The organism is Muriicola sp., from assembly GCF_049669965.1.
Taxonomy (GTDB): domain Bacteria; phylum Bacteroidota; class Bacteroidia; order Flavobacteriales; family Flavobacteriaceae; genus Muriicola.
In genome coordinates this window covers 1-13,012 of record NZ_JBATLB010000073.1, presented here as the reverse complement: position 1 = coordinate 13,012, position 13,012 = coordinate 1, and the positions used below count along the sequence as shown (strand labels likewise).

At 43.3% G+C, this 13,012-nt stretch carries 14 protein-coding genes; 4 read left to right on the top strand and 10 right to left on the bottom strand.

Annotation, left to right across the window (positions count from 1 at the left end; genetic code table 11):
- Positions 1–252 precede the first annotated feature (252 nt).
- The 7 genes from WBM49_RS04140 to WBM49_RS04110 form a co-directional block, all read right to left on the bottom strand.
- The gene (locus WBM49_RS04140; RefSeq protein WP_424370803.1) at positions 253–963 is read right to left on the bottom strand and encodes a DUF6090 family protein; all 711 of its coding nucleotides are present in this window, start codon (positions 961–963) and stop codon (positions 253–255) included.
- A gap of 90 nt (positions 964–1,053) precedes the next feature.
- Positions 1,054–2,970 (bottom strand): adenylate/guanylate cyclase domain-containing protein, encoded by a 1,917-nt coding sequence (locus WBM49_RS04135; RefSeq protein WP_424370802.1) that lies wholly within the window; start codon positions 2,968–2,970, stop codon positions 1,054–1,056.
- Positions 2,971–3,158: 188 nt separating this feature from the next.
- Positions 3,159–3,467: a hypothetical protein gene (locus WBM49_RS04130; RefSeq protein ID WP_424370801.1), complete on the bottom strand. Its 309-nt coding sequence runs from the start codon at positions 3,465–3,467 to the stop codon at positions 3,159–3,161.
- 94 nt (positions 3,468–3,561) lie between these two features.
- Positions 3,562–4,041, bottom strand: coding sequence for a c-type cytochrome (locus tag WBM49_RS04125; RefSeq protein ID WP_424370800.1), 480 nt, complete (start codon positions 4,039–4,041; stop codon positions 3,562–3,564).
- 45 nt (positions 4,042–4,086) lie between these two features.
- Entirely contained in the window at positions 4,087–5,046 is a 960-nt protein-coding gene (locus tag WBM49_RS04120) for a YheT family hydrolase (protein WP_424370799.1), read from the bottom strand.
- Positions 5,046–6,053, bottom strand: a complete 1,008-nt coding sequence (locus WBM49_RS04115; protein WP_424370798.1) for a bestrophin family protein — start codon at positions 6,051–6,053, stop codon at positions 5,046–5,048. The genes WBM49_RS04120 and WBM49_RS04115 overlap by 1 nt, the downstream gene beginning before the upstream one ends.
- Before the next feature lie 6 nt (positions 6,054–6,059).
- Positions 6,060–7,037, bottom strand: coding sequence for an NAD(P)H-dependent flavin oxidoreductase (locus WBM49_RS04110; RefSeq protein WP_424370797.1), 978 nt, complete (start codon positions 7,035–7,037; stop codon positions 6,060–6,062).
- Between the two features lie 102 nt (positions 7,038–7,139).
- Here WBM49_RS04110 and WBM49_RS04105 point away from each other — a divergent pair, with 102 nt between their 5' ends.
- Positions 7,140–7,619 carry an acyl-CoA thioesterase gene (locus WBM49_RS04105; RefSeq protein ID WP_424370796.1) on the top strand — a complete coding sequence of 160 codons (480 nt, stop codon included), beginning with the start codon at positions 7,140–7,142 and terminating at the stop codon, positions 7,617–7,619.
- On the opposite strand, the gene WBM49_RS04100 is transcribed toward WBM49_RS04105, so the two are convergent.
- Positions 7,591–8,496 (bottom strand): DMT family transporter, encoded by a 906-nt coding sequence (locus WBM49_RS04100; protein ID WP_424370795.1) that lies wholly within the window; start codon positions 8,494–8,496, stop codon positions 7,591–7,593. The genes WBM49_RS04105 and WBM49_RS04100 overlap by 29 nt on opposite strands.
- Complete coding sequence (locus WBM49_RS04095) at positions 8,493–8,849, bottom strand: arsenate reductase family protein (RefSeq protein WP_424370794.1); 357 nt, start codon at positions 8,847–8,849, stop codon at positions 8,493–8,495. The genes WBM49_RS04100 and WBM49_RS04095 overlap by 4 nt, the downstream gene beginning before the upstream one ends.
- Positions 8,850–8,937: 88 nt before the next feature.
- On the opposite strand from WBM49_RS04095, the gene WBM49_RS04090 reads away from it, so the two are divergent.
- Positions 8,938–9,405 (top strand): DinB family protein, encoded by a 468-nt coding sequence (locus WBM49_RS04090; protein WP_424370793.1) that lies wholly within the window; start codon positions 8,938–8,940, stop codon positions 9,403–9,405.
- Positions 9,406–9,407: 2 nt separating this feature from the next.
- Here WBM49_RS04090 and WBM49_RS04085 read toward each other — a convergent pair whose 3' ends face one another.
- Positions 9,408–10,157 carry a DUF3298 and DUF4163 domain-containing protein gene (locus WBM49_RS04085; RefSeq protein WP_424370792.1) on the bottom strand — a complete coding sequence of 250 codons (750 nt, stop codon included), beginning with the start codon at positions 10,155–10,157 and terminating at the stop codon, positions 9,408–9,410.
- A 136-nt stretch (positions 10,158–10,293) separates the two neighbouring features.
- Here WBM49_RS04085 and WBM49_RS04080 point away from each other — a divergent pair, with 136 nt between their 5' ends.
- Together WBM49_RS04080 and gdhA are read left to right on the top strand one after the other, a co-directional pair.
- A complete protein-coding gene (locus tag WBM49_RS04080) occupies positions 10,294–11,448 on the top strand; it encodes a cystathionine gamma-synthase (protein WP_424370791.1) in 1,155 nt (384 codons plus the stop codon).
- 104 nt (positions 11,449–11,552) lie between these two features.
- Entirely contained in the window at positions 11,553–12,896 is a 1,344-nt protein-coding gene (gdhA, locus tag WBM49_RS04075) for an NADP-specific glutamate dehydrogenase (protein WP_424370790.1), read from the top strand.
- Positions 12,897–13,012 lie beyond the last annotated feature (116 nt).

Below are 13,012 nucleotides of genomic sequence, written 5' to 3'. Positions count from 1 at the left end.
CCACATGACTCCTCACTCCTATCCCGATCCCGATCCCGATAGCTATCGGTTCTATCGGGATTCTACCAGACCTTTGATTTTGCCAAGGCAAAATAATGTTTCGATAATGTAAGAATTTAATCATTGGTTAGTGGTTTGTCATAGTTTCTGCTGTCGAAGCTTTTTGGCCTTCGTAGTCAAGTTACTTCGACGAAGTAGGCTAGCGCAGGAGCAATGAAGTACAACAGTCAGAGCTATAAATTCCCGCTGAATTCAATTATGCACGTTGTGGGCCTTTTGTTTTATCAATTCGTTTTCTATAAATTCTATTAATTTTTTAGTTTCGTTTACAACTTGTATTTTACTAGAAGTTGAACCTTCCCGCATCCCAAGTCTAAAGCTTAACATATTCGTGAATTCTTTATCTTGAAGTAAAGCACCATAGTCAATGGGTCTGGCTTGTCCTATGATTTCCCGCCGAAAGTATTTTTGATACATGGGCACAGAAGAAGTAGACCATACCTGATCTTCAATTCTTTTAGTGTCCTGCATTAATGTTGGGTAGGTTACTTCAAATAAATGTAGAATTTCCTTTCGAAGGCTGTCTGTTTTAATTAATTCAATGCCAGTAGACTTTAATGTTTCAAACGCAGAAGATGTAAGTACAACGTCTGGCGCAAAATCTGCTTCGGCAAAATAGTAATCAAGGGAATCGTTATATGGTTTTTGATGATCCAAGTGATCTAGTAGTACATGTATAATCCTGGCACTTTTTTCTTGCCTATCTATATCACTGTTTAGATTATTAACGTTGGTTAGGAGATTGATTTTTAGTTCGAACAATAGTTTCTTTTCGCGCGTATTACTTTTGCGATTTTCATTCCAGTTATTGATCTGCAGCGCTATAAGAATCCCAATGACTACAAGAATTATTTCGCCAATAGCATATCTAACATACTTCAATGGTTTGTTGTCATCTGCCATTTTTTTACGAATTTTTCTGAAAAATGGAATCATTTGTTATGTGTTCGTAATTTTTAAATTTGGCAAGCCTATGAGCTCAAATAGTTAAATTCAAAGAGGTACACCCATTCTATCTAGCATACGTTTAGTTCTTGGATCTTCCAAAAGCCCCATATCCCTCAAAAAATATTTGCAAAACAACATATGCCCTACACGGTTATCGATCGCTTCGTCAAAGTATTGAAAAGCTTTGTCCAATTCTCCCATAGATGCATACACCTGTCCCAAATATACGGCACCAGTCGTTTCAATCCTTTCTAGTTTTTTCATTTTTTCTATGATCTCTCTGGCCTTCGATTTCTCACCTAGTCGTCCATATAAAACGCCTAAATTACATAGGCCTTGTACATCATAGTTAAGTGTAAGACATAATTCCAGGAAACGAATCGCTTCTTCAAACCTCCCTGATATAACATAAAACATTCCAAGCATCTGATGTCCCGCGAAGAAATTAGGCTCAAGATCAATCATTCTTTTTGAATACTCCTCCATTAGGTCAAGAGCTCCGGCTGTCCAGTGAATTACGCATATTAAATACAGATTCATTAATGAGAATGGGTCCAGACTTTCCGCCATGTCTGCATGTAGTTGGGCTTCAGCATGATTGCCTAAATGAGTTGCACACCAACCCAGTTGAATATGGCACTCTGCACTGTTTTGATTGATGGCGAGGGCTTTTTTAAATTCTGTGGCCGCTTCTTTTAATCTATATTCGTTAAATAATCTAACCCTGCCTATCGCGAGGTAGCTTTCAGCTATTTGGTCATCCAACTCCAGAGCTTTATACGCAGCCTTCAACGTCTCAGGAAGGCTTTGTTCAGGAGGTAACCAACCCCAATTTAACATTGTTAAGTAGCAAAATGATAAACTAGAATAAGCAATGGCATATTCGGGCTCCATGTTAATAGCTTCTTCTAAATATTTAATAGCTTTTGCAAAGGCATCTGGAGTATATTTGTTGTAATTGTACCGTGCCTTCAGAAATAGCTGGTATGCTTCCACATTGTCAGTATATCTCTTTAAAACAGGTTCTTTTTCCTCAACCAATAATTTGATTTTGATGGCATCCAATATGGCCAATGAGATGTCATCCTGTATAGCAAAAATGTCCTCCATTTCCCGATCAAATTTTTCAGAATACAGGTGGTAACCATTAGAAACTTCAATGAGCTGAGCGGTAATACGAAGTTTGGTTCCGGATTTTCGTACGCTACCTTCCAGGATATGGTTAACCTTCAGTTTTTCACCGATGATCTTAATGTCCATGTTTTTGTCTTTGAAAGCAAATGAAGAAGTTCTCCCGCAGACTTTCAAATCTGGTACTTGCGCCAGCATGTTGATGATCTCTTCGCTGATCCCATCACTGAAGTACTCCTGCTCGGGATCACTACTCATATTCACAAAGGGTAATACAGCTATGCTTTTTGCATCAACAAGGACCACCGGTTTTTCGTCTTCAATGATTTCACTACCCGCAAACAACACCTGGTACATCTTGACAGGCTGACTCACATTCTTCAGTTGTTCTTCTTTTATGAATCTGGTTTCGATGCCCTTCTTGTTGGTAATATTATTGTTGACAGATTCTGAAATGAAAATAGAACCGGGTTTTGCTGCTGACTGAAGGCGTGATGCAATATTGACCCCATCTCCAAAAACATCATTATTTTCAAAAACAACTTCTCCCAAGTGAATCCCAATGCATAGTTGAAAATCATTTACGGCAATGCATTCCTCCTGTATTCTGACCGCTGCATTCACAGCATCTGAAACGGTCGTGAAACTCGCCATTACTCCATCTCCGAGTTCTTTTATCCATTTGCCCTTGAATGATTCGATGATCGGCTTTTGTAGTTCTCGATTCTTGTTCAGAAACGCAAATGCAACGTGCTCATCCTTATTCATCAGAGCAGTGTACCCCACGATATCGGTAAACATGATGGCAGCTAGTTGGCGTGATTGTGACATGGTGGAATTATAGGCTCAGCATAAATATACTATAATCTTAAATAGGTTTCTTAAGGTGAGATTTCCTAAGGTATGACGCATAACGGTCTGGGCTATGACTTCGTGGCAAGCGTCAGACGTTTTTTTTTAAAGTTAGGAAAAAACGGCCAAGCGAAAAGCCATGAGTTATAGCTGTTGTTGTAAACTGTTTAAAGTACTTTCGGAATAAATCTAATCCCTGTAATAATAGTCAAGATTAGATATAATATTCCTAAACCATTACCGATTAGTGCAATTATAAATTTTGAGTTCTTCTCTCCATTCCTACCCTTATAAAACTGAATTATACCACGCACAGCTGTAATCATTGCTATTAGCATTGTGAAACCCATAATAATTGTAATTGCCTTGCGATCTAAAGGATCCTCAAATGAAAGGTAGACACCAAATCCAATAGCCATTAGCACAACAGTTATCAGTGCGTTCTTATAGGATCGAGAAATGTAAGGCTGCTCCATAGAAATAGTTTACAACGTGTTATATACAAGCTAAAAGTGCCCTTATCCAGCTATGTTCCCCGGATAAAGACACTTCAGAACTAGTTATTATTTTTTATAATGTTCGTAAATACTCTGCCAAATCTCTGGCCTCCTCCTGGCTCAGGTTTTGGTTAAGCATAATAGCATTGTTGTATTCCTTTAAAAGCGCCTTGGCAATAGGGTCTTCGCGTAACATCCCATCCGGGTTCAGGATCATATTCATTACCCATTCCGGGCTACGGCGCTCGTATACTCCCTTTAGGGCCGGCCCTATCATGCGCTGTTCCGCCATATGACAGGCCGTACAGATTGCATTGTATTTGGCTTCTCCCCTGGCGGCCATCTCTGTATCTATCTCTGCATCAAAACTCATAGAGGTTACAGGGCCCACTCCCTTATTATTCATATCTACCGGGACCCCTTCCGAAGAGGAAGCCGTTGTCTCTGTTTTCTTGGTACGGTTCATTTCAAAGCCGTCTTTTTTCTCTTCCTTCTTTTCGCCACAGCTTAGTATAAGACCTCCTAAAGCCACAAGCATCAATAATTTTTTCATCGATTTTTAATTTTTGTGCTACTAATATAAGAAAATAGGGACAGCCTATATTTCCTTTAGGAATTTTAATGCTCTTTTTTCTGTGTAGGCAATATTCTGTGCATCATAAAAGCCTACATGCCCGCCATAAGCGGGGACTTCTAAATAAATATGTCTGTTGGCCCCTGCTTCTTTGAACGGATAGCATTCCGGGCCTAAAAAGGAATCGTTTTTGGCATTGATGATAAGACTGGGGATCTTAATAGTTGGCAAGAACTGTAAGGCGCTGCATTGAGCATAATAGTCGAGCGCATCTGCAAACCCATGGGCCCTGCTGGTGTACACATCGTCAAAATCCTTTAAGGTCTTGATTTTTTCGATTTCACTATCCGGGAGCAGCTCCGGGAACTGGGGCTGCTTGGCCTTTAGTTTGGCCACCAGATGCTTGCGAAACCGGTGTGCGTAGGGAATATTTTCCCAGCTCATCAAAGCGCGCAAGGAACTGTGCAGATCACAGGGCGCGGAAATGGCCACGATCCCCTTTAATTCGCCAGGGAGGTCCCTGCTTTCTCCTGCGTACTTTAAAACCATATTGCCCCCAAGGCTAACTCCTTTAATATACAGTTCTGTATATTTCTTCGTTTTCAAAATATGGTTCACCACGGCCTCAAGGTCCTCAGTGGCCCCGGAATGATAGGAACGGTACAATCGATTGGGTTCCCCGCTACAGCCACGGAAATTCACCGCACAGCAATCATAACCAGCCCCGTTGAAATATTTGGCACTCCCTGTAATATAGGGCCGTTGTGCATGGCCCTCCAGGCCGTGTAATAGGATCATAACTTTGGTTGCCGGGCTACTGGCATAACTCCAGTCCAGGTCCATAAAGTCTCCATCTTCTAATTCAAGACGTTCCCGTTCTTGTTCCAGGTCCGTGATCTTTCGGAACAGCCCGTAGTAGACGGTAGACACATGGCCATTCTTAAAAAGCAGGGGCGGCGTATAACTAGAGGGCTGTACTGGCATTAATACAATATATGATCCTGGGGTTGCAGCGGTTCAGGTAAATTGTCTTCATTGAGCATGTCTCGAAGATCTATTTCTATGGTTCGGCAGAGCGCCGTCATGGGCACGTCATTAATTCGGCCGTCGAATGGGTCTTCGCTATTATCCCCTACGCTTTCCATTGTGATAAAGATCCATGAGATCAGCACCGAGAAGGGGATCATCAGGAACTCATACCAGGCCTTGGAACCGCTCATAGGTTCTCCCCCAAAAACGTTGAGCAGGCCAAAAGGCAGGAGTAAGACAAAAATCCAGGTGAAGACCCTGGAAAAATAGCCGTATTGCCTTGGAAATGGCGTATTCTTGATGCGTTCGCACATCCCTTGCAGATTGTAACATTCCTCCAGGACAGATTGTAACTGGTCTTCCTGGAAGCCGTCTATAATGTCCTTTTCTTTCAGGGCCACCAGTGCTTTTCCCTGGTTTTTGATCAAATGAGTTGCAGGGTTTACCCGTTGTTTAAGGTCTGTGTATTCCTCCTCGCTCACAAACCCCAGGGCCTCGTGGCAGGAGGTATTGCGCTCCCCGTGTTTTTGGTGCAGCCTTTCTACGGTTGAATTTACTTTTAGGCTCCATGTTTTAGGCTGTCGCAACTGTACTCGCAGGGCATTGATCCAGGCCAGATGACGGTAAATTAATTGTTGCTGTAGTGTATGGTCTGTTTTAGGATTTCCGGTTCTTACAAAACTCTGTACCTGAAGTGCCCAGGTACGGCTGTAATTTACAATGCCTCCCCATATCTTCCGCCCTTCCCAAAAGCGGTCGTAACTCTGGCTGTTTTTAAAGCCAATATAAAAAGCCACCGCAATGCCAATGACACTTAGTGGCTGGAAAGGAATGTCTAGAAAGTCGAGCCACAAATAGTGATAGGCATAAAAAATAAGAGCTGCGTAAAGCGTAAAAAAAATGAGATTCCTCCAGGCAAAGCGAAGGATGAGACCCCAGCCAATATTTCTTTTTACATACATGGACTTTTACGTTTTTGGATATATTTTTAACAAGGCGGTTTGGGCCTCAACAGCTTCTTTAAATTCCTTTTTTAAATGGGCCACCAACTCTGTCACCGGCAGTACATCTTTGACGGTGGTAACCCCCTGGCCGGCAGACCAAATGGTCTTCCAGGCCTTGGCCTCGGTATCGAGTTCCTTCCCAAAGTCTATCTTGCGGTCTTTTTTAAGATCTTCTTCGGTGATCCCGGCTGCTTTTAGGCTTGCGCCTAAAAAGTTGGCGTGTACCCCGGAAATGGCGGCCGTATAAACCACGTCACTGGCTCCGGCCTTAATGATCATTTGCCGGTATTCCTCCGGGGCCTTGCTTTCGGTGGTATTGATAAAGCGGGTGCCCATATAGGCAAGATCTGCCCCCATCTGCATGGCTGAGGCAATATCTTGTCCGGTAGAAATGCAACCAGATAAGATCACTGTTTTGTGAAAGAATTTTTTGATCTCTGCTACCAGGCTCATAGGGTTTATGGTTCCTGCATGGCCCCCGGCTCCTGCAGCTACCAGAATGAGTCCGTCTACGCCAGCCTCAGCTGCTTTTTCTGCATGCCTCTTTTTAATTACATCGTGGAAGACCAGGCCGCCATAACTATGGATGGCGTTCACTACCTGGGAAACAGCCCCCAGGGAGGTAATAATGATAGGCACTTTGTGCTTTATACAGATTTTCAGATCTGCTTCCAAACGCGGGTTGGTAGGATGCACAATAAGGTTTACACCAAAGGGCGCACATTTTTCTCCGGTTTCTTTTTCATAGGTAGCCAGGGCCTCCTTGATCTCTACCAGCCACTCCTCAAAGCCTTCACTGCTGCGTTGATTGAGCGCCGGAAAGGTGCCTACGATCCCATTCTTGCAGCACTCTATGACTAGTTGCGGCCCCGAAATAAGGAACATAGGGGCAGCAATGGCGGGGAGGGATAATTCTTTTATAAATGAGGGTTTAGGATCCATATAGTAAATTTTAGGCCTAAAAATAGGGATTAATTTTTTGCAATTGGCAGACAGGAATTTTAAAACCATCGTATTTTTGAGGATCATTAAAAAGTAGAGACTATGCCGTACTTTAAAGATTTTGAGATTCGTTGGAGCGATCTGGATGCCAACCTGCATTTAGGCAATAGCGCCTATACCAATTTAATGACCCATGCCCGTATGTCATATCTTTCCGAATTGGGCTTTGATCACAAAACTCTGATAAAAAACCGACTGGGCCCGGTGGTCTTTTATGAGCATATGTATTATTTTAAGGAGGTACTCCCCGGTAGTAACATTAAGGTATCTGTTGAGGTAAAGGGACTAAGTGAGGATGGGATGTTCTTTGAATTCCACCAGAATTTCTACAATGATCAGGGTAAGAACATAGCCCGCTGCGAGATGATGGGCTCCTGGATGGGTTGGGAGACCCGCACGCTCATGCCATTAAAAGGAGAATTGTTAGAAAGCATGCATAAGGCTGAGAAAGCGAGCGATTTCAGAGTACTTACAAAAGAAGACACCAGAAAATTCAGGAAGCTTCCAAAGGATCTGGTTTAGATTTTCTGCTTACCAGATACACTCCAAGAAATACCAGGCAGGCGGCGGTGATCTTCACCGGACTCAACTCATCTTTTCCCATTAATACCGCAAATAAAATACCTACAAAAGGCTGTATATAAACAAAGACGCTCACCGTAGAGGCTTTTAGCTGGGTAAGGGCGTAGGCGTTAAACAAGTAGGTGCAAAAGGTGGTGCCCAGTACCACAAAGCCTATTTTCCACCAGGCGTGTGCCGGAAGGGTGCTCCAGGAGATCTCCAGGAATTCCGGGAGGGCAATAGGGAGATTAAGAAAGATCCCGAAAAGGAAGAGCCATTTCATTAAGGTGAATGGGTGGTATTTTTCCACTAGTTTTTTGGTAAGGATAAGATAAAGTCCAAAAAAAAGTGAATTGAGAAGGAAGAGGGCATTTCCCAGAGGAATATTGGGCGCATCTTGCCGTATTTCATTGCCATAGACTATAAGCCCCAGCGCGCCAATAAGTCCAATGGCAATTCCCAATCCTTTAATCATCCTAATCTTTTCCTTGATCAGGAAGGCAGATAAGACCACTACAATGATGGGGGTGGTGGTCACCAACACAGAACTGTTAATAGGAGTAGAAAGGTCCAGGCCCTTAAAAAATGCCAGCATATTGATAGACATCCCAAACAGGGAGCATATCAATAGTCGGCCCCAATCTTTCCGCTCTATCTTTTCCTTTGGGCCCAGGAAGGAGATCCCCCAAAATAGTGCTGTGGCCCCCAATACCCGTATCATTATAAATCCAAATGGTTTTACGTACATGGGCATCACCCCTTTGGCAATGGTATGGTTTAGGCCATAGATGGTTGTAGCTCCCAGGGCCGCCAGGATGGCAAGGGTTCGCTTTGTCAAGAGTGAAGACTTTCTTTGGCAGCAGCTACCACATTTTTGGTATTTCCAATAAAGATATCATTTCCCAGAACCATTACAGGGCGCTTTAAAAAGGTATAATGCTCCAACAGCAGGCTGCGGAAGTTCTCTTCTGTAAGGGTTTTTTCCTTCAGCTTACGTTCTTTATAGAGCAAGGCTCGCTTACTGAACAGTACCTCATAACTCCCGGCCAGCCATCTAAGGTGGTCTAACTGTTTCTCAGTAAGGGGGTCCAACTTAATGTCTACTAATGTAATATCCTCAGGTGGGGCCAGTTCTTTAAGAATTCGCTTACAGGTATCGCAACTGCTGAGGTAGTAAATGGTGCCTTTCATATCTTAAGTGAATGTATGCTACAAGAAAATCCTGGCACAAAGAAACCCATTTAAACCCAATTATTATATTTTTATACAAAACTCTGTTATGAAAAAACTCTTTGAGATCACTGAGATCATCCATGCCAATTATAACCACCTCTTAACCACTACTCCGGAGGAACAACTTTTCAGAATACCGGAGGGGAGTAACAACAACATTTTTTGGAACATTGGCCATGTAGTGGCTACCCAGCAGCTCCTGGTCTATAAATTGAGCAAGCTACAAACCCGGCTAGATTGGGAATTGGTTAAAAGGTACAGCAAGGGTACCTTTCCCGAAGAAAAAGTAACGCAGGAAGAAGTAAAACGAGTGTCCGAGGCGTTACTGGCTACCCCGGGCTGGACAAAGGAAGATTATGAAAACGGACTATTTAAGGAATATACGCCTTATACTACCAGCGCTAACGTAACCTTGAATACGGCGGAGGATGCCATTGCCTTTAATATCTTTCATATGGGCTTGCACACAGGTACTATTCAGTCCCTGCAAAGAAAAATGGCCAAGCTGGCCTGAGACTAAAGCTTCATCCCTGGCGTCACAAACTTTTTAGCTTCCCGGAAAGGAATTAGGAGTTCTATTTGCCCGTCTGCATAGGAAGCCACCTCATACTGGTTATAAAGCAATAAGATGCCTTTGGGAGTAAGCCCAATATTCTCTGGCAGGTAGAACGAATCTTGTTCAAACATAAACCCCGTACTGTTGATAGGGGCTTTCTCCGGAATGTTCTCCTGGGTACGGAACTTAGCTTCGGCATACGAGCGAAAAGCAAGCCTGTCTTGAAAGAGTTCCTGAGTGTCAATTTCCTGTCCTTTGTTCATATCAAAGTTTAGGAACTTTGTGGAGGCATACCCATGCGCCCCTCCTGTAAATAAATAGGAATCTAATTTCACGGACAATATTCGCCTGTTCTCAAAAGTAACCTCCGCCTCAATGGTGGCCTCCCAGGGAATGGTCTCATCCGGATATACTTCTTTAAGTTCGGTATAGCCCAGGGTAAATGATCTTATGGCCTCTTCCATATTAGACACTTCCAGACTGTCAGCAAAAGTCAATAATCCAATAATCTCTTCTTCTATGGCGGTGTTGATGGCTCTACTTAGTTTAGTGTCCTCCAGAGCTTTTGGATATTGGATGGAAACTTTTGGACAGTTATCACAGGGAGGATTGGTAAAGGTAATCGGTTCCATGACCAGCGTTGCTTCTTCTTCACAAGCAGATAGTATCAGTAGGATCAAAATGATCCTGACATAGGGGGCAAATTTCATAGAGTTATAAATAGGTTTTACAAAGCTACATTTTTATCCTTGGAGTAAACATGTATAGGAGGAATGATTTTATCCTTGTCAAAGCATTGGGGTATTCCGTTTCAGAACAATACCTTTGTATTTCTATACAAAGACTATGAGTAAACACCCATTAAAGTTCAATAGTAAGACCATCCACGGAGGTCAGGAACCAGACTCCGCTTTTGGTGCCGTTATGCCTCCCATCTATCAAACCTCTACCTACGCCCAGACCACACCGGGGGGGCACAAAGGATATGAATATTCGCGCAGTGCCAACCCCACCAGAACGGCTTTGGAACGTTCCCTAGCCAGTATTGAAAGTGGAGAATACGGTCTGGCTTTTGCGAGTGGACTGGCAGCCATAGATGCGGTCATAAAATTGCTTTCTCCAGGAGATGAGGTTGTATCTACTAATGATTTGTATGGGGGGAGTTACCGACTTTTTAAACAGGTCTTCGAAAAATTTGGGATCACCTTTCATTTTATTGGGATGGGTGAAGTGAGCCGGATAGAAGAGAAGATCAATAAAAACACCAAACTGATCTGGGTAGAAACCCCTACCAATCCCATGATGAATGTGATTGATATAAAAGCGGTAGCAGCGCTGGCCAAAAAGCATAAGATATTTTTGGCAGTAGATAACACCTTTGCCACGCCATATTTGCAGAGACCTCTGGAATTGGGAGCCGATATTGTGATGCATTCTGCTACCAAATATCTGGGAGGCCACAGTGACGTGGTGGTAGGTGCCTTGATAGTGCGTGATAAGGAGTTGGCAGACAAATTGTATTTTATACAAAATGCCAGTGGGGCCGTATGTGGCCCAATGGACAGTTTTCTGGTGTTGCGGGGGATAAAGACCTTACATGTAAGGATGCAACGGCATTGCGAAAATGGAGAGGCCATTGCGAGGTATTTAAAGAAACATTCCGGGATAGAAAAAGTGTACTGGCCGGGCTTTGAAGAGCACCCAAATCATGAGGTTGCCAAAAGCCAGATGAGCGATTTTGGGGGGATGATCTCCTTTATTCCCAAGGGGAGTAATTTCAAAGATGCCGTGAAAATTGTAGAAAAACTAAAAGTCTTCACCCTGGCAGAATCACTGGGTGGGGTAGAAAGTCTTGCGGGGCATCCTGCCAGTATGACCCATGCCAGCATACCAAAAGAGGAAAGGGAGAAGAGCGGGGTGGTAGATTCCTTGATCAGGCTAAGTGTTGGGATCGAAGATGTAGACGATCTCATTGCAGATCTTGAACAGGCCATCGGATAAGTATTTTGTCAAATAGCCAAAAAAAAGATCCATAAATTATTTAAATACCATAATTTTGCCCGAATATTGGTAATATAACAACAGCCTAAAATTAATTAGAACATATGGAAGCAAAAATCAAAGCCTTCATGGATGAGGTGACAACCAGGAATGGTCACGAACCGGAATTCATCCAGGCGGTACAGGAAGTAGCAGAAACGGTGATCCCGTACATAGCTGAGCATGAAATTTACAGTGGTAAAAACATCTTGTTAAGAATGGTAGAGCCAGAACGTTTAATCTCATTCAGGGTGGCTTGGGTAGATGACGATGGGGAAATCCATGTAAATCGCGGATACAGAATTCAGATGAACTCTGCCATTGGCCCGTATAAAGGCGGATTGCGCTTCCATCCAACAGTAAACGCGAGCATCCTTAAATTCCTGGCTTTTGAACAAGTGTTCAAAAACAGTTTAACAACCCTGCCTATGGGTGGTGGAAAAGGGGGGTCTGACTTTGATCCTAAAGGAAAATCGGATGATGAGGTAATGCGTTTTTGTCACTCATTTATGACGGAACTATGCCGGCACATTGGGCCCAATACGGATGTACCTGCAGGAGATATTGGCGTAGGTGCCCGTGAGATCGGGTTTCTGTTTGGGATGTATAAAAAGATCCGAAATGAATTTACGGGAGTGCTTACCGGAAAAGGACTCTCCTGGGGAGGTTCTAAGATCAGACCAGAAGCTACCGGTTATGGAACGGTCTATTTTGCACAAAGCATGTTAAAGACCAGGAATAAAGACATCAAAGGAAAGACCGTGGTGATTTCAGGATCAGGGAATGTGGCGCAGTACGCCGCAGAGAAGGTGATACAAATAGGTGGCAAGGTAGTTACTCTTTCAGATTCTGGAGGTTACATCCATGATAAGGATGGAATTACCGAAGAAAAACTTGCTTTTGTAATGGACCTGAAGAACAATAAAAGAGGCCGAATCTCCGAGTATGCAGACAAATATAAAGGAGCCACTTTCCACAAAGGCAAAACACCCTGGGACGTACCGTGCGATATCGCCTTGCCATGTGCCACTCAGAATGAGTTGGACGGGGATGGCGCAAAAGCCCTGATCAAAAATGGATGTATATGTGTGGCAGAAGGGGCCAATATGCCTTCCATGCCCGATGCTATTCACGCCTTTCATGAAGCGAAGATCTTATTTGCCCCCGGGAAAGCATCCAATGCAGGTGGGGTGGCAACCTCCGGTCTGGAAATGTCTCAAAACTCATTGCGAATCAGTTGGACACGCGAGGAGGTTGATGAGCGTTTAAAAGGTATCATGGCAGATATACACGATTCCTGTATTGAATATGGAAAAGAAAAAGATGGCTATTGCAACTACGTAAAAGGAGCAAATATTGCCGGCTTTGTTAAAGTGGCAGATGCTATGTTAGCCCAAGGCGTAATTTAAGCTACGTTTAAACAAATCAACAAAGCCCTCTGAGGATTCCTCAGAGGGCTTTTTAGTATCTTTGATCTCCCAACCAAGGCCCTATGCGCGTAACTACCAAAGCCATCGTACTATCT